This window comes from Paenibacillus sp. MMS20-IR301 (assembly GCF_032302195.1).
Classification (GTDB): domain Bacteria; phylum Bacillota; class Bacilli; order Paenibacillales; family Paenibacillaceae; genus Paenibacillus_AQ.
Genome location: NZ_CP135275.1, coordinates 4,135,710 through 4,158,295 on the forward strand (window position 1 = coordinate 4,135,710; position 22,586 = coordinate 4,158,295).

A 22,586-nucleotide genomic window follows, 5' to 3' on the forward strand; every position below is an offset into this window, starting at 1 on the left:
TAAAATACAATAGAACCCTCCACACTCTAATTCTGCTGAAGCCCAAACTCTCAGGATCAACGATATAGGGAAAATCAGGGGAAAATCAGAGACTAATCAGGAACGCTACTCCCAAACCGCCTGCACCCATGACAGCAAAGAGAGGTCCTGCTCATGGCCGCCGATAACGGATAGCCCTAGCGGCAGTCCTTCAGGCCCGGCGACCGGCAGCGTAATCTGCGGCAGCCCCGCAAGGCCCGCGAGGCAGCAGAGCATCATAGCTCCGCTGCGGTTCCGCTCCAGCTGCGCTGGTTCCCCGCCGCGCCGCGGGGCCGGCCCGGGCACGGTCGGAATGACGAGGCAGCCGTCATTCCGCAGCAGACTGCGCAGGCGCTCTGCCAGTTCCCTGCGCATGGAGCCGGCGCGGCCATGATCCGCTCCGGCCAGACCGGCCGCCCAACTGAACCGGGCGGCAATGTCCGGCCCGAAGACCGGCCGCTCCCGCTCTATCCAAGTGCCATGGGTTGCCCAAATCTCGGCACCCTGAAGCTCACGGAAGACATCCATCCATGTCTTCAACCCCTCCGGCGCAATCTCCGTTTCAATCACCTGCAGTGAAGCGCCCGCCTGAAGCCGCTCCACACCCCGCTCCAGATAGGCGGCGCAGTCCTGTTCAACCAGCGCCCAGCATTCTGCCGGGATATACATTCTGGAGATTCCGGACTTCGGGTCACAAAGGTCCTGCCCCGTACCGCTGCTATTCCCGCCGGCATGCCCCTGTTCTCCGCTATAATCTCCAGGCCCGCTGCTGCCTCCGGCTATAGCCGCCGTGTTCCCAAGCAGAACCTTCCCGACCCTCAGCAGCCGCTCCGCACTGCCCGCAATCCAGCCGGCCGTATCAAAACCCGGAGCCAGCGGGATGACACCGTCCATCTCCACGGCCCCGTGTGTCGGCCGGAAGCCGTATACGCCGCAGTAAGCGGCCGGCACCCTGATGGAGCCCCCCGTATCCGTGCCCAAGGCGAAATCCACACTGCCGGAGGCTACCGCTACCGCTGAGCCGCTGGAAGAGCCGCCGGGAATCCGGCCTGCACCTTGCGGATTGACCGGAGTGCCATAATGATAGTTCTCCCCGCCCAGACTGTACATCAGCTCGTCGGTGTGGGCAGCCCCCCGGAGTGAAGCTCCGGCGGACAGCAGCTTATGAACCGCTGCGGCATGAACAGCCGCAGGCTCATGACTGCGCAGCCAGTCCGGGTTCCCGGCGGAGGAGCGGTGTCCCGCTACCGCAAATACATCTTTAACCGCAAAGCTTAAGCCGTCCAGTGTGCCCCGGCCGCAGGCGGGAACCCTAAGCTCCGGGGCTATGAACGCACCGTACTGGTTCTGAAGAGCCTCCATGTAATTCCCACCTTTCTTAATTCCGCTACCAGCCGATAGCCGCCCCGTCACAGCGCGGATCGGTACCGCCGCTCAGGTACCCGTTCCCGTCAACCGCGATGGCGTGGGCATGGCCCATGATGCCGTCATAACTGCCGGCCGTGCGGACCAGGTGTCCGGCAGCTGAAAGCCCGGCCAGCACATGGTCTGCCACCCGGTTCTCCACCCTCAGCTCCTGGGTAGGCTCACCCCAGGTTCTGCCCCAGACGAAGCGGGGCTCATTCACGGCTGTCTGCGGGTCCATGCCGTAATGCAGCATCCGCGTCAGCAGCAGAGTCTGGGTCTGCGGCTGACCCTCGCCGCCTTGTGTACCGTATAGGTACACGGGTTTGCCGTCCCGGCAGGCCATGGCCGGCATCAGGGTATGGAAAGAACGCTTATGCGGCTCCAGCGTATTAACATGCTGCGGATCAAGCGAGAAGAAGGAGCCTCTGTTCTGCAGCAGAATCCCCGTCTCTCCGGCCACAGCTCCCGAACCGAATTCGAAATACAGGCTCTGGATGAACGAGACCGCATTGCCTTCGCTGTCTACCACAGCAGCATAAGCCGTATCCCGTCCAACCGGCTCACTATCATAAGCCAGCGCCTGCCGGAGGGAGATGGATGCTGCAAGCTCAGCGGCATATCCCTTATCCAGCAGCCGCTCAAGCGGAATCCGGCTGAAGGCCGGATCGGTGAGCACCCGGTCCCGGTCCCGGAAGCTCAGCTTCAGCGCCTCCACCAGCAGATGATAATATTCATAAGAGCCATGCCCGATCTCAGCGAAGTTGTAACGCTCCAATATATTAAGCGCCATAAGCGCCGTGAACCCCTGCGAATTAGGCGGAACCTGATAGACTGTAAGACCGTGATAGTCTGCAGCGAGCGGCTCCTCCCAGTTCCCCTGGTGATCCGCGAAATCCTCCTTCGTGAGATAGCCGCCGGCCTTCCGCATATATTCACTGATCTCTTCCGCGATCTTCCCTTTATAAAAAGCGTCCCTGCCGCCCGCGGCCAGGGTCATCAGCGTCCTGCCGAGCTGCCGCTGCACAAACCTGCTGCCCGCTGCCGGAACCCGGCCCCCGGGCAGATAAATCGCCGCCGCTTCCGCAGACAGCGCGGCTCCGGCAAGCACGCTGCCCCCGTGCTGGTCCGGGGACAGCGGGAACCCCCCGGTGCAGTAGCCGATTGCCGGCTCCAGCACCTCGGCCAGCGTCAGCCGTCCATACTCGCGCTGGACGGCTTCCCAGCTGTCTGCCATTCCGGGTACCGTAATGGCACTGCGCACACCCCGCCGCGGGATAGCCGCCTCGCCGGCGTAACAATCCCGGCGGACGGCATAGCCGGACCGGCCGCTGCCGTTGTAAGCCCGGACGCGCCTGTCTGCGGCGCTGTAAGTGAGCCAGAAGGCATCGCCGCCCAGCCCGGTCATATGCGGGTAGACCACTGCCAGCGTTCCGCTGATTGCTACCGCCGCGTCGAAGGCATTGCCCCCGCGCTCAAGGATGCGCGCTCCGGCGGCAGAGGCCAGATAATGGGGGCTGACCACCATTGTTTTTGTGCCGATTACAGGCCCTCTCTTCAAGCGGATCATCTCCCTTCCAGGTCGTTTCAGTTAGTGTCATTTAACAGCAGCACCAAAACCAATGTCAACGCCTTCCGCCCAACTGCGAATTCCAGCCGTCATTTTTGTGAGCTGTGCACAAACTTTGCGTTACAGCGGAGCAATCGTCTCCCTTAACAACCGCCTGCTTGTCCAGCCGTGACCCGCGGCCAGCGCTTTTATTCCCCTCTTTAAACAGCTCAAGGGACCGGCAGATGCCATTTCCATCCGCAAGTCCCCGATTTTTTTTGCCGCCCGGATCTGTCATTTCAGAATATACTGCGACAGCACCGCCTGCACCTCATAAATATTGACGGATTTATTGAACGTTTTCTTCAGCGGAAGCGCCGCACCGGAGACATAAATGCACAGCTCGGCATCCAGATCGAAATGTCCGGCCGTTTCCACCGAGTAGTGTGTGATGCTCCGGTAAGGGATGGAATGGTATTCCGTCTTCTTGCCCGTTACCCCCTGCTTGTCAATGAGAATCAGCCGTTTGTCCGTAAAAATAAACATATCCCGGATCAGCTTATACGCGCGTTCAATCTTCTCCTGCGGGGCCAGAATCTGTGCATATTCCCGCTGGACATCGCTTAGCTGAACCTGAGTGGCATTGCCCAGAAGCCCGTTAAAAATCGTCATGTGCATCCCCATTTCAGTCATACATTTGGCAAAAAAAGCGCTCGGCCATAGTCCATACTACTTGCCGGTGAACAGGTTTATGCCTGGGCAGCCTGATTTGCCACTTGCTAATTTCCGCTATATTGGTTACACTGACTTTAAATTTATGCGAAGGAGGTGTAGGAGAATGGATCACAATGTGACTAATAGTGTTAGCAGCCGGCTGATTAATATCATGTCTGGCATCGTTCATGTAAATGCCGTCAACGGGAGAAGTCTGTCCATTTACACGAACTTAATAACACTACAACATTGTGAAATGCCTTTCTCGCCTACACTCGAGCGGATGCCATAAACCGGAGAGTTTTCAGGCCGCAGGGAATTTCCCTGTGGTCTTTTTGTTATGTATTTTTAAAGATTGCGGGGGATTTCCGGTGCGGCAGTGCGGGTAAGGCATTCCTATAAAAGGAGAATAACTATGATCATCTCATGCCAAAATGTCCAAAAATACCACGGTGCCCAGCTCGTTCTGGAGAACATCACCTTTGAAATCCGCCAAGGCGAAAAAATCGGCCTGATCGGCCGCAACGGCTGCGGCAAAACCACCCTTTTCCACCTTCTGAGCGGGGAAGAACGCCCCGATCAGGGACAAATCTCGATCCGCCGGGGCAGCGTTATCGGGCTGCTCGCGCAAATCCAGGAAGCCCATGACAGCGAGACCGTCTACGATGTCCTGCAGCGCAGCTTCGCAGAGCCGCTTGCCTGGCAGCGCCGCCTGCGGGAGCTGGAGCAGGAGATGTCTGCTCCCGGCGCAGAAGCCGACGAAGCCGGCTGGGGCAGCCTGCTCAAGGAATACGGTACACTGCAGGAGAAATTCGAAGCGGCCGGAGGCTATGAGATCGAATCCTCCATCCAGCGTGTAGCCGCCGGGCTCGGCATCGGAGCCCACCAGTATGACCGCCGGTTCGCAACCCTCTCCGGAGGGGAGAAAACCAAGATCGGTCTTGCCGAGCTGCTGCTGCGCCGTCCCGACATTCTGCTGCTGGATGAGCCGACCAACCATCTCGATATGGAGGCAATTGAATGGCTGGAGCAGTTCCTGCAGAGCTATGACGGTACGGTACTGGCTATCTCCCATGACCGTTATTTCCTGGATGCGGTCGTCAAGAAAGTGATTGAGATTGAAGACGGTGAAGCCTTCACCTTCCATGCGAACTACAGCGGCTATCAGATTGAGAAGGAAGCACGGCTCCTGCAGCAGTTCGCTGACTATCAGGAGCAGCAGAAGAAGATTAAGCAGATGCAGGAGAGCATCAAGCGGCTGATTGAATGGGGCAAATTGAATCCCCAGAACGTCTCCTTCCCCCGCCGCGCCGCCTCCATGCAAAAGGCGCTGGACCGGATGGTCAAGGTCAAACGTCCGGTGCTGGAGCGTAAATCCATGGATCTGCAGCTGCAGCAGGATGACCGGACGGGCAATCAGGTCGTGATTCTGGAACAAATCAGCAAAGCATACGGAGACCGTAAGCTGTTCTCCACAGCCAGCGATATCCTTAGATATGGAGAAACCACAGCACTGATAGGCGGCAATGGTGCAGGCAAAAGCACACTGCTGCGGATTATCCTTGGCCAGGAGACCCCGGACAGCGGCAGCTGCACCCTGGCTGCGAGAGCCGTTGTCGGCTATCTCGCCCAGGAAGCTGTGCCGGAGGAGAACGGGCAGTCGGTACTGCGTTATTTCCGTGAGGAGGCCGGACTTGAGGAGGGTGAAGCCCGCGGGCAGCTGGCCCGGTTCCTCTTCTACGGCAGTGATGTGTTCAAGGACATCACCAACCTCTCCGGCGGGGAGTGGACACGGCTGCGCTTCGCGGTGCTGATGCACCGCCGGCCGAATCTGCTCATTCTCGATGAGCCGACGAACCATCTCGATATTGATTCCCGCGAGGCGCTGGAGGAAGCGCTGGAGGAATTCCCGGGCACCGTGCTGGCGGTATCCCATGACCGGTATTTCATTAACCGCTGCTTCGGCAAGCTCTGGACGATTGAAGGCGGCCGCTTCTCCTCCTTCTCCGGAAATTACGAGTATTATAAGGAGAAGCAGGCTGGCGCAGCAGTACAGCCGTCGGCAGCAGGCAAGCCTGCTGGCAGGGCAGACATACCGTTTAAGGCGAAAGCTTCACCTGCGGCTAACGGTGTACGCTCCCGGAGCAGCGAACACAGCGCCTCCGGTGCCGCATCCCGCAAGCCGCGGCCGGCGGCTGCCTGGGAGCAGGATATCGCAGCAGCGGAAGCCCGGCTCGCGTCAATCGATGCCGAGATGCTGGACCCGCAGCATGCCAGTGACGCGCTGAAGCTGGCCGGGCTCCAGGAGACGCGCGACGGCGCCCAGCAGCAGCTGGATGACTTGTACAGCAGCTGGTTAAGTGAAGCGGACAAATAATTCAGATGAACAAATTCTATAATTGGAGTGATTTAAGATGACATTAACACCGGCAATAGCAAGATACTGGGAGGGCTATCTGGCCCTTCATCCTGAAGCCGCCGACCATTTCGACAGCGCCTGGGCTTTCGGCGATAATCCCCGGCTGGCCGATGAATTGCTGGACCTCGTCCTGCAGGGCATCAAGACCGGAACGGCGCAGAATTACGAGCTGAGCCAGGCCAGGAACATCCCTCTTCCTTTTGAAGGCGGATTGTCCATCCTGCTGGATAGTACCGGGGAGCCGCGCGCAATAATTGAGACAACCAAGGTAGAGATCGTCCCGTTCGGTGAGGTCACCCCGGAGTTCGCTTACTCGGAAGGTGAGGATGACCGGAGCCTTGCGTCCTGGAGGTACCATCATGAGGTGTATTTCACCAGAGAACTCCAGGCTGAGGGTAAGACGTTCGATCCGGACATGCGGGTCGTCTGCGAGACCTTCCGTCTGGTTGATACAAGTGGAAACAGATAAATTCTTATATTTTCAATAAGGGGCTGTAGCTCCTCCATATATTCAAAAAGGCTGCTTCTCCGGACGGAGAGGCAGCCTTCATTGTATAATTAGGATTTATTGTATGCTGATAGCTTCTGCGGACGGGTTAGAAATTCCAGATGCCCATAATCCAGCCGATGACCGAGATCCATAATGGAATACTGATCAGGATGCCCCATACCAGGCCGGTAGCAATATTGCCTTCTGCAGGTCTCGATACACTCTCCGGCGCAAGCGGAAGTCTTAACTCTTCTTGTTCCATGCGATCCCCTCCTAAAATATCTTATCGTCACAGCAGAGGAAAAAATGTAGACCGCCTGGCCCAAAAAGTTGCGCACTCCATAAATTTTTAGTTATATAGGCTCAGCGGCTTATTGTTGTAAAGGCTTACATGTTAAGTATTAACCATTTTTTGTCTTCTTTAAAACTTTCAGGCCATTACCGTTCATATATAATATGCAGTTCTTTAGTCCAATATGACCGGTTTTTCAGGATCATGCAGATACTGGAACAGCGTATGCAGCTGTGCCGCCGTATTCCGTTCTTCAGACAGCGCCGGCAGCTCATGTTCACCAAAAAAGGCTACTCCGCTCGTCTCTACACCTGCCGCAGCCGCACCGCCGGTAATCCGGCAAAGAATGAATATCTTGTAAACATGGTAGGGCTCCGGGGGATGCTGATGGAACTTCTTGTCCAGCACAGCGAGCAGCCTTACGGCTTCTGCCTGGTAACCGGACTCCTCGGCAATCTCTTTGACCACTACCTCACTCGGGGACAGGCCGATATCGGCCCAGCCGCCGGGAAGCGCCCATTTGCCGTCCAGCTTTTCGTGTACGAGCAGAATTTTATCATCCTGAAAAACCACGCCCCGGACATCCACTTTAGGTGTGCTGTAGCCGCCTTCTTCCGCGAAGGAGAGCCGGATGCGCTCCTTGCTCTCATAGGTATAATTAGCCAGAATGTCCACACTAAGCTCCCGCAACGCCTGATAACGCTCGATATCATACACATCCTTGGCATAGGTCAGTCCTGTCTGGGCAATACCCTGGATCTCCTTCGCCCAGGTTAACCATTTCGGTTCCATTCTAATCACTCCTTCTATTCGCAAAGCATCAAATGACGGGAGAACAAGCCTTTCTTCGCAATACAGCGGTCTATGATTGTAAATCCGGCAGAGCTGATCATCTCATCCATCGCCTCAATCGCCACGATAACAACCCGGCCGGCAATACGGCGGGCATTGGCCAGAATTGCGAACTGTTCCTCCGGTGTAATGCTCGAATACAGATTGTACGGCATGTCCACAATGGCAGCATCATAATGCTCCTCAATATCGGCAATATCTCCAAGTGTGACGGTACTCTCAAAGCCGAAATGGGCAATGTTCGTCCGTGCACCGGCAGCAATAAACGGGTTGATATCCCGTCCGACGATATCGATTCCCATCGACAGCGCCTCCACCATAACCGTCCCGATCCCGCAGCAGGGGTCTATAGCCTTCACTCCGGGTATCCGGGGAACAGCCATGTTGACTGCCGCCCGGGCCACACGCGTGCTAAGCGCGATGGAGTAGCTGCGCGGCTTCTGCATCTGGCGGAGCCAGGTTGCCTTATTCTTATGGTAAGTGCCGAAATACCAGCGCCCGCCCAGTGTTACAAGGCCATACACCCGCTCCGGACGGTTCACATCCGCTTCTCCCTCAATCCGCATGCCGATTTCCCGTTCAATGGCTCTGCGCTCATCATACTCAACTTTATGCTCAGGGGCCAAGTCATTCGTTTTCACAAAAATAACCTTAAAGGTCTGCCCCGCAAGCTCTACCTGCTCTGTCTGCTTGTAGATTTCCTCAAGAGTGTCCCCTGCGTACATGACATCAACCCGTTCTTTGATAAAAGGGCTGCGGCTTACATCCACCTGGATACCGCTTGAAAAAAGCATGGGCGGAATCACCCGCCCGAACAGGCAGCGCAGCTCCATGCCGCACAGCGATGCCTCATCCTCTGTATGGGTGTAAGTATATATATATGACGGGAAGCCGCTCTCAGGCAACTCCGCTCCGTGTTCAACATTTACAGGCACATTCTCTGACACTCTGATTCGCTCCTATCGCTTTCGCCGCTGGCGGCGCCTTTTGGTTCATAAAGTTCAGCATACTACCGGGAGGCGGTTTACACAATCCTTTTTGATCCATTGGAATATCTCCAGTATAATGAATGCATTACACTGCCGGGTCAAGACTGCCCGGAATCCCGGATGATGTCTTTATGAATGATGCCGGTTCCCGGCGGCACCCTGCAGCGAATTCCAAGGAGGTACATAAATACTATGTCGTATGAAACTTATTTTCAGGCTGAGCGTGAAGCCCAGCTGTCCGAACTCAAGCAATGGCTGGCGATCCCCAGCATTTCCGCCCTCTCCGCACACAAGGAAGATGTTAATGCCGCTGCCGGCTGGCTGGTTGAGACACTGACACGCGCGGGACTGGAGCATATCGAACTGCATCCTACAGCAGGCCATCCGGTTATCTACGCAGACTACCTGCATGCTCCCGGCAAGCCGACCATTCTCGTCTACGGACACTACGATGTACAGCCGGTTGATCCGCTGAACCTGTGGACTACCCCTCCGTTTGAGCCGGAGATCCGTGACGGCAAGCTGTATGCCCGCGGAGCTACCGATGACAAAGGCCAGGTGTTCATGCATATCAAGGCTATTGAAGCTATTCTTAAGCAGGAGGGCACACTGCCGGTCAACATCAAGCTGTGCATCGAAGGCGAAGAAGAGATCGGCAGCGTGAATCTGCCGCCTTTCCTGGAAGCCAATCAGAACAAGCTGGCTGCCGATGCCGTGCTTGTCTCCGACACTTCCCTGCTGGAACGCGGCCGTCCGGCCATCTGCACCGGCCTGCGCGGATTGTGCTCACTGGAGGTTACCGTGAATACGGCACTCACAGATCTGCATTCCGGCTCTTACGGCGGCGGCGTACCGAACGCGCTGCATGCGCTGGTCTCCCTGCTCAGCTCGCTGCATGATGACCAGGGCCGGGTCTCTGTTGACGGCTTTTACGAAGGCGTACCTGCACTCTCCCCGCTGCTGCGTGATGAATTCGCCAAGCAGGGTGTGGACGAGGACAAAATCCGTACAGGCCTTGGCCTCGAGCAGCTGTACGGCGAGGAAGGCTACAGCTTCGTAGAACGGGTTGGTGCACGCCCGACGCTTGAGCTGAACGGCGTTTATGGCGGATTCCAGGGCGAAGGCAGCAAAACGGTTATTCCGAAGGAAGCCCACGCCAAGATCACCTGCCGCCTTGTCGGCGATCAGGACCCGCAGCATATTCTTGATGCCGTTGAAGCACATCTGAAGGCTAACATCCAGAGCGGCGCCAAAGTAGCTGTGAAGCAAATGGAGAAGGCCCGGGCCTTTAACATTGATCCTGCCCACCCGATTCTGCAGACTGCTGCAGACGCCTACGGCAAAGTCTACGGCACCCGTGCGCTCTTCACCAAAGACGGCGGCTCGATTCCGATCATGGAGAGCTTCTCCCGCATTCTGAAAGCTCCTGTAGTCCTTATGGGCTTCGGGCTGGACGATGAGAACCTGCATGCTCCGGATGAGCACTTCAATCTGGAGAACTTCGACAAAGGCCTCCTGACTATCGTGGAGTTCCTGAAGACGGTGTAAGCCAGGCATTTCCGGCACAATTACAACAGCTCTAACAGTAAATAAGCAGACCCCACAGTCCGAGAGGACAAGTGCGGTCTGCTTATTTTTGCAGAATTCATTTATAAGATATAAACAACAAAAAAACCCTTGCAACACAAGGATTTCGGAATTTAAAACTTGGAGCGGGTGATGGGAATCGAACCCACGCTATCAGCTTGGAAGGCTGAAGTTCTACCATTGAACTACACCCGCAACTTAAATGGATAACCAGTTGTAAGAAAAACATAAATTGAAGACAAAATCTATTGTAGCATTGCTATAAACAAATTGCAAGTCTATTTAAGATAAGGACAGCTCTCTTGTATTACGATGGCAGACCGAGGAGCGGCTTCAGAAAGGCCTGCTCGAATTCTGCCGCCTTCACCGGCTTGCTGAATAAATACCCCTGTGCTTCATGACAATGCTGCTGGCGCAGGAAATTCAGCTGCTCCTTATTCTCTACGCCTTCCGCTGTAACCTTCAGCTTCAAGTGATGGGCCATGGAGGTAATGGTCGAGACAATAGCCGCATTGTTGCTGTCCTCCATCACTTCAGAAACAAAGGAACGGTCGATCTTCAAGCGGTCAATCGGCATATTTTTCAAATAATGCAGTGAGCTGTAGCCCGTGCCGAAATCGTCAATACTGATGAACACACCCAGTCTTTTCAGCCGGTTCAGCTGGTCAAAGGCTGTTTCCTTATCCAGGGTCATGCTCTCCGTAATCTCGAGATCAACATAACCCGGGTCTAGGCCGATATCCGCTAATATAGCGCCTATTTTACCGGCAAGATTCGGCTGCAGGAACTGGCGCATGGACAGGTTAATGGAGACGCAGATCGGCCGGTAGCCAGCATCCTGCCATTGTTTGTTCTGCAGACAGGCTGTCTTCAGCACCCATTCACCAATGGGAACAATCAGTCCGCTCTCCTCGGCAATCGGGATGAAATCCACCGGCGAGACCAGCCCGCGCTTCGGGTGATTCCAGCGCAGCAGCGCCTCCATGCCGACAATCTCTTCAGATTCCAGCTGCACCTGCGGCTGATAGACCAGGAAGAATTCATCACGCTCCAGCGCTCTGCGCAGATCATTCTCCAGCTTGAGGCGCTCCTTCGCCTTCATCTGCATAGCCGGAATGTAGCGGCGGATCTCCACTCCTTGCTCCTTGGCGTTATGTACTGCGGTATCCGCGTTCTGGATCAGCTGCTCCGCTGTATCTCCGTCTCCGGGATAGATGCTCATGCCCAGACTCAGCGAGATATGATACTCGCCGGATTCCAGGCCTACCGGTGTTTCAAACAGCCGCAGCAGCTCATTTGCCCGGACTAGACAGTTCTCCAGCCCGGTCCGCTCTGTCATAAGAAAGGCGAACTCATCGGCTCCCATACTGTACAGCTCTTCATTGGCTTTAACCTCACTGCCGATCCGCTGGGAGACCAGCTGCAGCAGCAAATCGCCTGCGTAATGGCCAAGCGAGTCATTAATATTCTTGAAATGATTGATGTTCATGATGACGAGTCCGGCGAATCCCCGGCTTTTATCATTCTCGCTCTGAATAACGATCTCTTCCATGCGCTGCATCAGGCGCCGTCTGTTCGGAAGGCCGGTCAGATCATCGTGATACGCCAGATAGTTAATCCGCGCCTCTGCCTGCTGATCCTCCTGAAAGGGCTCTTCCAGCGTCAGTCTGTAAACCCCGGTCAGCAAAAGATAGTAGGCTGCGCCGCTGCTGAGCATTCCGAAGAAATAATCCAGCTCCCCGACACTGAGCAGATTCATAAAGAAGACCTGGCCCAGGGCAAAAAACACCAGCGCACGGATGATGATCAGCAGTGAGGCTGACTTCTCAATGTTGCCCGGATAGACGATAATTCCCACTCCAAGCAGATAAACGAACAATACCGCCATATTCAGCAGATCCCTGGCCGTCTCCATCCAGGCATAGCCTGCCAGACCAGGAACAACCAGATTGGCCAGCACAAGTCCTGTCAAAAAAAATGCAATCAGCAGAGCCGAATTACGGAATACCTTGGTTTTGCTGTCAACGGGCACCTGCTCATCTGACCTGCTGAAAATAAAGACAATTCCCAGCGCACTCGCCAGCCGCGAAAAGGTCAGCAGCCACAGGGATTGTGCGGGATCAATATAGGAGGAAACTGCAGGAATACCGACGAAACTGAGTATATGCAGAAAATCAAAGATGCTGACACCTAAAAAAAGCGCTGAGGTATACAATCTTGCTCTGGATAATTTATTGGCAAATAATAACCATCCCTGGGCGAAAACCGCAAAACCAAACGCCACAGTGCAGCAGCCTAAAATCAGATAAAATGCCAGAATTAAATCTTTATCTTCAATCTGCCCCAGCGGTGCACGAAAAATCTGGATCAGAAGGAACAGTGCTGCCCCTAAGATAGCTGCATGAATGGTCTTTCTCTCTTCTTGTCTCATAAGTCCCTCACGTCTAAAAAATGATATCTGCAAATTCGCCTGAATGCGTATTATGTCCTATGTATAAATATCGGCGGAATGTCTCCTTAAAGTTACACTGTTCATCCTACAATATTTGAAGTAAAAGTCATCCGGCAGAAAAAAAGCACCTTCCCCAAACAGAGGTCAGTGCTTTCTCCTTCCAGGTGGTTATTTATCCCCAAAATTAACCTCAGGCGTGGTCAGCTTGTCGTAGAAGTCAACCGCCTTATCCTTATCAGCCGAAGAACGCAGCGCCATGGCCGAGCGCGGATGCTCATCAAGAGTTCCAGTAATCATGTAAGGGATGATATACCCCCACTCCTCCTTCTCACGCAATGGAATCATCAGGTTCTCCACGATATCCAGAACAGGGCGGAGTGTGTATTTGGTATTCTTCAAGTGGGTAACCAGCAGCTCCGTAGGGCAGTTGCCCGCCGCACGGCCCATGCCGTAGCAGGAGGCATCCAGCAGCTCCACACCTTTCTCGGCTGCAATCAGCGTATTGGAGAAGGCTAATTGCAGATTGTTGTGTGTATGTACACCCAGCCGCTTATTCGGCAGATGTGTTTTGAATTTTTCCACCAGATAATGAATGTCATTGTGGTCCAGGCTTCCGTAGGAATCTACAATGTACACTACATCAACGACGCTTTCGCGGATCTGATCAAATGCTTCAAGCAGTTCATTCTCCATTACGTTGGATAAGGCCATAATATTGATCGTAGTTTCATATCCTAGATCGTGGAACGTCTGAACCAGCTGGAGTGCCTTGTCCACGTCCTTGCTGTAGCAGGCCACGCGGATCAGATCAAGCATGCTCTCGCTGCGGGGCAGAATGTCATTCTCATCCACACGGCCGATATCGACCAGTGCGGACAGCTTTGTATGGCCTTTTTGCGGAATTACCTTGCGGAGGAAATCATCATTCAGGAAACGCCATGGTCCTGCACCTTCAGCCCCTTTTAACAGCTTAGGGGAGTTTTTATAGCCGATTTCCATATAATCAACACCGGCTTCATTCAGGCCGGCATATAATTTTTGAACAAATTCAATACTGAAATCCCAGTTGTTTACGAGTCCCCCATCGCGGATGGTGCAATCGACAATTTTACTCTGATTAGTCTTCACAATCTGTTCTCCCTTCAAATAACTCTTCATATTATAGCTTCATATTGAAAATGGACACAGTCTTACTATGCTTACATTATCGTTCAATCATACTTTAATGAAGAATATATTGTAAAGAAAATTTCAGTAATTTCCATATAGATTTCAAAGATCAATAACAATGATATTAATCACGGCATATTTTCGAACAAAATGCTACAGTACAAGAAATAATTGAGATTGATTATCAATCTCCTTCGGAGGGATATCAATGGCTTCAGCGTCCTGCTCCCTGCTGCGTTTAGAGCCTGGCTCAACCGGCTCCATTCATAAAATCGCAGGTATGAATCCCATATTACGCCGCCGTCTGGCCGATCTGGGAGTATCTGAAGGCGTCACAATCCGGTTGAAGGGCAAGGGGCCTTTACTGGGACCTATTACACTGGAGTGCAACGGCCAGCTGTTCGCCATCCGCCGCAAGGAAGCCTCTATGATTGAGGTGAAGGTTTGATGAGCTCCATTGCACTTGTAGGCAATCCTAATACCGGAAAAACCTCACTGTTCAACACACTGACTTCTTCGTATGAATATGTCGGGAACTGGGCCGGCGTAACTGTGGAAAAGAAGGTCGGCAGTCTGAAGAATGGAGCCGGCAAGCTTATTGACCTGCCCGGCATCTATTCGCTTCATCCGCTGTCCCGTGATGAAGGTGTAGCTGCCCAATATCTGATTGAAGAATCGCCTGAGGCTCTCATAAATATCGTAGATGCATCACAGCTTGAACGCAATCTGCTGCTTACGCTGCAATTACTGGAATACGGCAAGCCGACTGTACTCGGACTTAATATGATTGATGTTGCCAATGCGCGCGGAATTCAGGTTAACGCTGAAGAACTGCAGGCCCGCCTTGGCATTCCTGTGTTTCCGCTGATTGCCAGAACAGGCAAAGGCACAGGCCAGGTTCTCAGTGTCCTGGAGAAGACAGAAGCTATCCCGGCAGTCAGCTTCCGTCTGGATTACGGCGCGCTGGTTGAAGAGAACATTACTGCTATCACAAATAAACTCAAGCAGGTTTCCGGCCTGCCGAGCCACCGCTGGGTTGCGCTCCAGCTGATGGAGCAGAACCCGGTAGTTCTGGATCTGCTGAAGAAGCGTACTGATGTTTCAGAACTGATGGCATTATGCGATGCCTGCCAGAGCAGCCTGCAGAAGCAGAAGCTGGCGCTTACTCTTCCGCAGTGGATCCGCTCCATCCGCATGGACTATATCCGCAGCGTCTGTGCAGCGGCAATAGATACCACCAGGCAGAAGCCGCATAACCTGACAGAACGGCTGGATTCCATTCTCACGCACCGTTTTCTCGGACTGCCCTTATTCATTGTCTTTATGTACGCGATGTTCAAAACAACCTTTGACTGGGTAGGCGGCCCCTTATCAGATCTTGTGGACGGCTTCATAGCCGGTCCGCTTAGCGATGGTGCCAACTCTCTGCTGCAGATGATCGGCGCTTCAGATTTCACGCATGCCTTGATTGTCGATGGCATTATCGGGGGTGTCGGCGGTGTGCTTGTCTTTGTTCCGCAGATCTTTATCCTGTTCCTGATGATTTCCTTCCTGGAGGATTCCGGTTATATGGCGCGGGTCTGCCTGCTGATGGACAGCACGATGGAGCGGATGGGACTGAACGGCAAAGCCTTTATTCCTTTCATTATCGGCTTCGGCTGCAACGTTCCGGCCATTATGGCTGCACGGAGCATCGAACAGCCCAAAGACCGGATGCTGACTACACTGCTCATGCCGCTCATGTCATGCTCGGCCCGACTCCCGGTATATCTGCTGTTCGCTGCAGTCTTCTTCCCCGCGCAGCAGGCAACCGCAGTACTGGCAATGTACGTGATGGGTGTAGTCTTCGCACTGCTGCTGTGCAAATTATTCTCGAAGCATCTGTTCAAGAATGAGTCCTCCATCTTCATCATCGAGCTGCCTCCATACCGGATGCCGCAGCTCAAGACGCTTGGCCGCAGCACCTGGGAGAAGGGCAAGGGCTTCCTGCGCAAGGCAGGGACGATCATTCTCGCCGGTTCGGTTATTATCTGGCTGATGTCTTATGCCGGTCCCGGCGGACTCAATGTGGACATGGATCACTCTTTTCTGGCTAAATTCGGCGGATTCATTGCTCCTCTGCTGCATCCGCTTGGATTCGGCACCTGGCAGGCCGGCTCCACACTGGTTCCCGGCTTCCTGGCCAAAGAGGTTGTTGTCTCTACCATGAATATCATCTACCATGCACCGGATACAGCCGGGCTGGAAGGTCAAATTGCTGCTGTATTCACACCGCTAAGCTCAATCAGTTTCATGGCCTTTATCCTGCTCTATATTCCCTGCCTGGCCACTGTGGGCGTAATCAAGAAGGAGACTGCTTCCTGGAAATGGACCTTCTTCTCCATGGGCTATTCCCTGGTGCTTGCTTATGCCGTGTCGCTGATTATTTTCCAGGGCGGCCGTCTGCTCGGCTGGTCGTAGAAGCATCAAGTCCAAGCTACATTTGAGAGGAAGCGAAAGCTGCGATGATCGTAAATGTCCTGATTGTAACGCTAATCTTCGGATATTCCGGCTGGATGATTTACCGCCATGTGCAAAAGGGCAAAGAAGGCGCCTGTGCCGGCTGTGACAAGAGCAAGAGCTGCTCTGCTGCAGCGATGGATTCACCTCTGTCCTGCTGCGGAAGTACGGCTGACAGCAAACATTAGTGCAGCGCTGTAACCCGGCACACAGAATTTATTTCGTTTAGAATCCTTGGCATGCGGGTATGTTAATTATAAGCTAATGACAGCCAGACCATTCCAAGGAGGAATTGCCATGAACACCAAGAAAACTTTGATTACTACGGTAGCCCTGGGAGCAGCCTACTTGCTGAAGAACAAGAGCACCCGGGATAAAATCATGAACGGTGTACAATCCATCACCTCACAGATGAAGGCCAGAAGATAGTACTATATAGAGCAAGCCGCAGCGGGCTGAAATGTCCGTCTGAACAAATAGCCGCAGGTCCCCGGAGTTCCGGAGTCCTGCGGCTATTATGTTATAACAAGGGCTGCTCCGCCTTGATGCCGGGCCGGGCAGCTGAACGCAGCAGATATTCCAGCAGGGTACGGACCATCACCCCGGTTGCCCCTTTGGGATTCACCCCGCGCTCCTTCGGAAGAAAGGCCGTTCCGGCAATATCCAGATGAACCCAGGGCAGCCCTTCTGCAAACTCCCCGATGAACAAGCCGGCGGTAGTGGCACCGCCATATCTTCCCGCAGCATTACGCAGATCGGCAACATCGCTCTTCAGCAGTTCTCGGAACTCCGGATATGCCGGAAGCTCCCAGATCTGCTCACCCGCGCAGCCGGCGGCTTCCAGAATCTCCTCCAGAAAAGCTCTATTATTAGTTACTGCTCCGGTAGCTATATCGCCCAGAATGGACACCACAGCGCCTGTCAGCGTCGCTACGTCAATGATCCGTTCGGCTCCCCATTCACGGGCATAGGTGATGGCATCACCAAGCACTATTCTGCCCTCGGCATCCGTATTAAGCACCTCGATCGTTCTTCCGCTTAGTGAGGTTATGATGTCACCGGGCTTGAATGCGTTCGCTGCCGGCATATTCTCAGCAGCAGGTATAAGCATGATCACATTCACCGGCGGGCGCAGGCGCCCGAGCGCCTCTATTACACCCAGTACAGCGGCTGCGCCGCCCATATCGCTAATCATGTCCTCCATTCCCGGTGCCCGCTTAAGCGAGATGCCTCCAGTGTCGAAGGTAATGCCTTTACCGACAAGTCCCACTACATCCTTCCATTCACTTCCTCCCTGGTAACGTATGGCAATCATCCGCGGCGGATGATTACTGCCCTGGCCGACAGCGAGCAGGCCTCCCATTCCCTTCAGCGCAAGTTCCTGTTCATCCAGCACCTCGGCCGGAAGCCCGTGACGCTCCGCCACTGCAACAGCTGCTGCTGCAAGCCCCGAGGGAGTCAGCATATTCCCCGGAAGGTTGGTCAGCTCCCTGGCCAGATTCGTGGCCTCCCCCAAAGCCAGCCCCCGGGCGATGCCCAGCTTCCAGGAGGCATCCTCCAGCGCTTCGCTCTGCCGCTGCATATGCAGCCGCACACGGCCGGGCCCGCTGTATGCCGGCTGCTCCAGCTTGTAATGCCTGCGGCGGTACGCGCCAAGCACCAGGCCTTCTGCAATGGCCTGCCCGGCGCTCTCCGCCGTCAGTGCAGACTGGCGGTGCAGTTCATCCGGCACCGCCACAATTAGTAGGGCTGCCTTCAGCCTGGCAGCCGCCCGGACTGTCTGCGCCATGAGCAGGCGCAGCTCCTGCATGCCAAGCCGGCCATCGCCGCTTCCCGCCAGGATGATAACCGGCAGCTCCGGCCGGTCCAGCACAGGCAGGATATAGATCTGGCCCGGCTTCCCGCTGAACAGCCCGGCTCCGGACAGCCGGCTGAGCCGTCCAGCCCATTCTGCCGGGATTCCTTCGCCCTGTATCTGTGCTTCCGAGATTATGAAGCATAAGGCATCGCCTTCCAGCAAAGCAGGGTCTGTACCACTGCCCCATTCAATATTCATGCTTCATCCCTCCAATGGATCGTTCATCGACTGCAGATAACGCAGATAAGGCTGATCTCCCGCACTTGTCCGTGCACCGCAGGAATCAGCCCTTAAGTATATTTATTATAACCGGCTTGTCTCCGGAATACCTCTCCTCTGTCCTCAATGCATCAGCGGCAGTGAGATTACGAACCGGGTGCCTTCATTCACCCTGCTGCTGACCGAGATGCAGCCCCCGTGATTCTTGATGATCCGGTCACTGACCGAAAGCCCGAGTCCTGTTCCATTCTCCTTCGTGGTGAAAAAAGGGTTGAACAGCCTGTCAAGTGTACAGACGTCCATCCCTTTGCCATTATCAGAGATGAAGATCCTGACCTCCGCCCCTTCTTTGCGTGCTCCTACTTCTATTCTGCCGGCCGAATCATCCGCTCTCTCCGAGATCGCTTCCATTGCATTTCTGATCATATTCAGAACAACCTGCTTCATCTGCTTGATGTCACCTGAGATGAACAGATCATCCTGCAGTACCTGCAGATTAATCTGGCAGCCCTTCATCAGTGCCTCACTCTCTGTAAGCAGTACTACCTCCTTGAGCAGCGCTGAGACAGGAATCATGCTAACCTGCGGGGCAGAAGGCTTGGAAGAGGTCAGAAATTCATGAATAATGTCATTGGCACGGTCGATTTCAGCTAATATAATCTTGGCATATTCCTCTTTACCGAGCAAATGCAGGTGAGGATGCAGCAGCTGGATGAAACCGCGGATGGCTGTTAACGGGTTGCGGATCTCATGGGCAATGGAGGCCGATAATTTGCCTAGCATTGCAAGGCTGTCATTCTGGTATGCAGTCTGTTCAATCAGCTTGTAATCAGAGATCTCCTTAAGGGTAAACAGATAGCAGCCTTTCATCTGCTCTCCGCTGCAGAGCGAAGCACGCCAATACCGGCCGTATTCATCTACAAATTCATAGCTTGGCTTACCTTTGAGGACCATTTCACGATAGCTCCGCAATACCTGCTTCTTCTTGAAACGGCTGAGTTTGATATGGGATAACAAATGGGTCAGAGTGCAGCCGAGAAGCGAATGGCGGCTCAGCTCCAGTATGCCGTACATTTGCTTGTTAACAAAAGTCAGCACACCCTCATCATCAAAAAGTAAAATTCCGCTGTCGATATGCTCCAGTACATCCTCATATGTAGTATCCATTGGACCAGATTGAAACGTTCTTGCCGGTAACAGCAAGCTTTCCTGATATTGGCTTATCACGATACGAAGTTCCCCCTTTTACTGCAATTGACGAAGACGCTTAAGCGACATCAAATTACTATGTATTTGAGTATATGACGAAGCCGCCAGAACATTCGGAAATCGTATTATATTATCCAACCGTTTCAACTATATTCCAATCATATCCAAGAGAAGAAGACAACGCAATCAGAGAAACTGTCGAATGAAGGAAATTTTCTTAAAATGATTCTTAGGACACATTAAATATTATTAGAATGATTTGTTTCATGAAAATACACATGAAAAGAGCCTCCGCAGACCGCGAAGGCTCTCTCATAACAGACATTGAAGCTAAGCTCCGCCCATGTAATCTCAGGCTTTCTGCTGGAGCCGGTGGCGCCGTTGACTCATCACTGCCAGCCGTTTCTTCAGCTCACGCTCCCACTTCGTATCACCGATCTGCTTGGCTACAGCCAGCAGGTCCAGTGACATATCAATCTGGCTGCGTACGATGGCAAGCGGATCTTCACTTTCTATATTTATAACGTTCTCGAAGATCGCTTCCTCATCTTCCATTACATAATCCTGGAAATCAACATCCGTAACGCCGTCGCCATGGGCATATTCCGCCAGTATTTCATATTCATTCTCGACTTTGTAATGGACCTCTACCCGGTGGCATACCGGACAAAAAAGCAGGGGAACATTATGGACTTGCGTGCGATAATGCTTTAGGGTTCCCTTCGTTCCAACCATACTCGCTCCACAGCAAAAGCTCATTTTTGTTCACCCTCCTTGGTATTTTCGTTGATTTCGTATTATTGTATTACAGGCCGGCCGGATAGATTCCTCTACCCGCCGCTATTCATTAACCTTTATGCCCATTTTCAAACGGCTTGTCCGGGATTATAGGCTGTTTGGTGCAAAAAACCCCCTTGCCGGGAAATACTCCCGCAAGGAGGTTCTCTTCGTATCTCAAAGATCGCGGCTGATGAGTCACCGGCAGCTTACAGGTTCTTGTCGCCCGGCTTCCAGTTCATAGCGCACAGTCCGCCCGATTGCAGAGCCTGCAGTACGCGCAGGGTTTCTTCTACACTGCGGCCTACATCGTTGTGGTTAACCACTTCATACTTCAGTTCGCCATCCGGGTCAATGATAAACAATCCGCGGAGTGCAATACCTTCTTCTTCGATCAGGACGCCGTAATCACTGGCAACCTTCTTCGTAATATCGGAAGCAAGCGGGAAGTTGATCTGGCCGAGACCGTTCATATCCTTAGGTGTTGTAAGCCAAGCCTTGTGGCTGTGGATTGAGTCAATGCTCACACCAAGAATTTCTGTATCAAGCTCAGCGAAATCAGCTGCCGCATCGCTCAGGGCTGTAATTTCAGTTGGACATACAAATGTGAAGTCAAGCGGATAAAAGAAGAATACAAGCCATTTACCGCGATAGTCGGACAAGCTCACCTTACCGAAATCCTTACCGTCGCCCGTTACTGTCTCCATGAAGAAATCAGGGGCTGGTTTACCTACCAAACGTTCTGCCATTGCTTAAATCCTCCTTTGATTATGTAAGAAAAACATTATGCTTTTCTCTGATTTTGATGGATGGTTACTTTCTTGCTTCTACAGAACAAATGTTATCATCGTACAAAATCAAAGTCAATATTACACTCATTACTTTTTTATAATAATTATAAATAAGCAACATTTTGTGAAGTTTTTCTTCCTTTTGCGTCAAAAGAGGCTCTATGTGGTAGAACTAGGCTTTGCGGATAGCTGCCACAATCAGATCGCCCATCTCAGTAGTGCTGATTGCCTTGCTCTTGTCTACAGCAATATCGCTGGTCCGGTGGCCGGCATCCAGCACTTCAGCTACAGCTGTCTCAATGGCCGCTGCAGCCTCCTCGTAACCGAAGGTAAGGCGGAACATCAGGGCAAGCGACAGGATCGTAGCGATCGGATTCGCCAGTCCCTGGCCGGCAATATCAGGCGCAGAGCCATGCACCGGCTCGTACAGGCCATAGCTGCCTTCTCCCAGTGAAGCTGATGCCAGCATCCCGATGGAGCCTGTCAGCATTGCTGCTTCATCGCTGAGGATATCTCCGAACATGTTCTCGGTAACAATGACGTCGAAGCTTGAAGGACGGCGCAGCAGCTGCATTGCACAGTTATCCACCAGTACATGCTCCAGCTCTACCTGCGGGTATTCCGGCGCCACTCTGTTTACCACCTCACGCCACAGGCGGGAAGTTTCCAGCACGTTCGCCTTGTCGACACTGGCCAGCTTATTGCGGCGTTTGCCGGCAATTTCGAACGCCTGGCGGACAATCCGTTCCACCTCAGTTACATTGTACACGCAGGTATCCACTGCTTCTTCCCCATGCTCGCCTTGACGGCGCAGCTTGTCTCCGAAGTAAATCCCCCCGGTCAGCTCGCGCACTACCATCAGGTCCGTACCCTCCAGCACTTCCGGCTTCAGCGTTGAAGCATCCTTCAGGCAATCGAAGACAACTGCCGGACGCAGATTGGAGAACAGTCCCAGCGCTTTGCGGATGCCCAGCAGTCCTGTTTCCGGACGCAGCTCCTTCGGGTTATTGTCCCATTTCGGTCCGCCTACAGCTCCAAGCAGTACTGCATCGGCATTGCGGCAGATTTGCAGCGTATCCTCAGGCAGCGGTGTTCCCCGTTCATCAATCGCAATTCCCCCAAATAGCGCATGCTCTGTTTCAAACGAATAGCCAAACACTTCTTCTGCCTTCTTCAATACTTTTTCCGCTTCAGCCACAACTTCAGGTCCGATACCGTCCCCGGCAATTACGGCGATCTTTTTAACCTCGCTCATTTCAGTCACTCCTTAGGTAGTCCTGCTGCTCGCAGACATAGT

20 protein-coding genes and 1 tRNA gene are annotated in these 22,586 nt (G+C 53.5%); 7 read left to right on the forward strand and 14 right to left on the reverse strand.

Annotated elements, in window-relative coordinates; genetic code table 11:
* Window positions 1-105: 105 nt before the first annotated feature.
* The 3 genes from LOS79_RS17735 to LOS79_RS17745 form a co-directional block, all read right to left on the reverse strand.
* On the reverse strand, window positions 106-1,380 hold the full coding sequence (locus LOS79_RS17735) for an amidase family protein (RefSeq protein ID WP_315411390.1): 1,275 nt from the start codon (window positions 1,378-1,380) through the stop codon (window positions 106-108).
* Window positions 1,381-1,405: 25 nt separating this feature from the next.
* Complete coding sequence (gene ggt / locus LOS79_RS17740; RefSeq protein ID WP_315422305.1) at window positions 1,406-2,950, reverse strand: gamma-glutamyltransferase; 1,545 nt, start codon at window positions 2,948-2,950, stop codon at window positions 1,406-1,408.
* A 315-nt stretch (window positions 2,951-3,265) separates the two neighbouring features.
* Window positions 3,266-3,643 (reverse strand): PH domain-containing protein, encoded by a 378-nt coding sequence (locus LOS79_RS17745; RefSeq protein ID WP_315411391.1) that lies wholly within the window; start codon window positions 3,641-3,643, stop codon window positions 3,266-3,268.
* A gap of 457 nt (window positions 3,644-4,100) precedes the next feature.
* Between LOS79_RS17745 and abc-f the strand changes: the two genes are divergently transcribed.
* On the forward strand, window positions 4,101-6,062 hold the full coding sequence (gene abc-f / locus LOS79_RS17750) for a ribosomal protection-like ABC-F family protein (protein ID WP_315411392.1): 1,962 nt from the start codon (window positions 4,101-4,103) through the stop codon (window positions 6,060-6,062).
* Window positions 6,063-6,099: 37 nt separating this feature from the next.
* Complete coding sequence (locus LOS79_RS17755; RefSeq protein WP_315411393.1) at window positions 6,100-6,573, forward strand: ASCH domain-containing protein; 474 nt, start codon at window positions 6,100-6,102, stop codon at window positions 6,571-6,573.
* A gap of 127 nt (window positions 6,574-6,700) precedes the next feature.
* Here LOS79_RS17755 and LOS79_RS17760 read toward each other — a convergent pair whose 3' ends face one another.
* The 3 genes from LOS79_RS17760 to LOS79_RS17770 form a co-directional block, all read right to left on the reverse strand.
* Window positions 6,701-6,856 (reverse strand): hypothetical protein, encoded by a 156-nt coding sequence (locus LOS79_RS17760; protein ID WP_315411394.1) that lies wholly within the window; start codon window positions 6,854-6,856, stop codon window positions 6,701-6,703.
* A 204-nt stretch (window positions 6,857-7,060) separates the two neighbouring features.
* Window positions 7,061-7,678: an NUDIX hydrolase gene (locus tag LOS79_RS17765; protein WP_315411395.1), complete on the reverse strand. Its 618-nt coding sequence runs from the start codon at window positions 7,676-7,678 to the stop codon at window positions 7,061-7,063.
* A 14-nt stretch (window positions 7,679-7,692) separates the two neighbouring features.
* Window positions 7,693-8,643, reverse strand: coding sequence for a TRM11 family SAM-dependent methyltransferase (locus LOS79_RS17770; protein ID WP_315422307.1), 951 nt, complete (start codon window positions 8,641-8,643; stop codon window positions 7,693-7,695).
* Between the two features lie 276 nt (window positions 8,644-8,919).
* Here LOS79_RS17770 and LOS79_RS17775 point away from each other — a divergent pair, with 276 nt between their 5' ends.
* Window positions 8,920-10,275 (forward strand): dipeptidase, encoded by a 1,356-nt coding sequence (locus tag LOS79_RS17775; protein ID WP_315411396.1) that lies wholly within the window; start codon window positions 8,920-8,922, stop codon window positions 10,273-10,275.
* 160 nt (window positions 10,276-10,435) lie between these two features.
* On the opposite strand, the gene LOS79_RS17780 is transcribed toward LOS79_RS17775, so the two are convergent.
* From LOS79_RS17780 to LOS79_RS17790, 3 genes are all read right to left on the reverse strand, one after another.
* A tRNA-Gly gene (locus tag LOS79_RS17780) sits at window positions 10,436-10,509 on the reverse strand.
* Between the two features lie 112 nt (window positions 10,510-10,621).
* A complete protein-coding gene (locus LOS79_RS17785) occupies window positions 10,622-12,745 on the reverse strand; it encodes a putative bifunctional diguanylate cyclase/phosphodiesterase (RefSeq protein WP_315411397.1) in 2,124 nt (707 codons plus the stop codon).
* 189 nt (window positions 12,746-12,934) lie between these two features.
* Window positions 12,935-13,894, reverse strand: a complete 960-nt coding sequence (locus tag LOS79_RS17790) for an aldolase catalytic domain-containing protein (protein ID WP_315411398.1) — start codon at window positions 13,892-13,894, stop codon at window positions 12,935-12,937.
* A gap of 250 nt (window positions 13,895-14,144) precedes the next feature.
* Here LOS79_RS17790 and LOS79_RS17795 point away from each other — a divergent pair, with 250 nt between their 5' ends.
* From LOS79_RS17795 to LOS79_RS17810, 4 genes are all read left to right on the forward strand, one after another.
* A complete protein-coding gene (locus tag LOS79_RS17795) occupies window positions 14,145-14,384 on the forward strand; it encodes a FeoA family protein (RefSeq protein ID WP_315411399.1) in 240 nt (79 codons plus the stop codon).
* Window positions 14,384-16,396: a ferrous iron transport protein B gene (feoB, locus tag LOS79_RS17800; protein WP_315411400.1), complete on the forward strand. Its 2,013-nt coding sequence runs from the start codon at window positions 14,384-14,386 to the stop codon at window positions 16,394-16,396. The genes LOS79_RS17795 and feoB overlap by 1 nt, the downstream gene beginning before the upstream one ends.
* Before the next feature lie 44 nt (window positions 16,397-16,440).
* The gene (locus LOS79_RS17805; RefSeq protein WP_315411401.1) at window positions 16,441-16,623 is read left to right on the forward strand and encodes a FeoB-associated Cys-rich membrane protein; all 183 of its coding nucleotides are present in this window, start codon (window positions 16,441-16,443) and stop codon (window positions 16,621-16,623) included.
* A 109-nt stretch (window positions 16,624-16,732) separates the two neighbouring features.
* Complete coding sequence (locus LOS79_RS17810; RefSeq protein WP_315411402.1) at window positions 16,733-16,864, forward strand: hypothetical protein; 132 nt, start codon at window positions 16,733-16,735, stop codon at window positions 16,862-16,864.
* Between the two features lie 91 nt (window positions 16,865-16,955).
* On the opposite strand, the gene LOS79_RS17815 is transcribed toward LOS79_RS17810, so the two are convergent.
* The 5 genes from LOS79_RS17815 to leuB all read right to left on the reverse strand — a co-directional run bounded on the left by LOS79_RS17815 (window position 16,956) and on the right by leuB (window position 22,544).
* Window positions 16,956-18,491, reverse strand: coding sequence for a leucyl aminopeptidase (locus LOS79_RS17815; protein ID WP_315411403.1), 1,536 nt, complete (start codon window positions 18,489-18,491; stop codon window positions 16,956-16,958).
* 144 nt (window positions 18,492-18,635) lie between these two features.
* Window positions 18,636-19,739: an ATP-binding protein gene (locus LOS79_RS17820; RefSeq protein WP_315411404.1), complete on the reverse strand. Its 1,104-nt coding sequence runs from the start codon at window positions 19,737-19,739 to the stop codon at window positions 18,636-18,638.
* 333 nt (window positions 19,740-20,072) lie between these two features.
* Window positions 20,073-20,480, reverse strand: coding sequence for a hypothetical protein (locus LOS79_RS17825; RefSeq protein ID WP_315411405.1), 408 nt, complete (start codon window positions 20,478-20,480; stop codon window positions 20,073-20,075).
* 227 nt (window positions 20,481-20,707) lie between these two features.
* Entirely contained in the window at window positions 20,708-21,247 is a 540-nt protein-coding gene (locus LOS79_RS17830) for a peroxiredoxin (RefSeq protein WP_315411406.1), read from the reverse strand.
* A 214-nt stretch (window positions 21,248-21,461) separates the two neighbouring features.
* A complete protein-coding gene (gene leuB, locus LOS79_RS17835; RefSeq protein ID WP_315411407.1) occupies window positions 21,462-22,544 on the reverse strand; it encodes a 3-isopropylmalate dehydrogenase in 1,083 nt (360 codons plus the stop codon).
* Window positions 22,545-22,586: the final 42 nt, after the last annotated feature.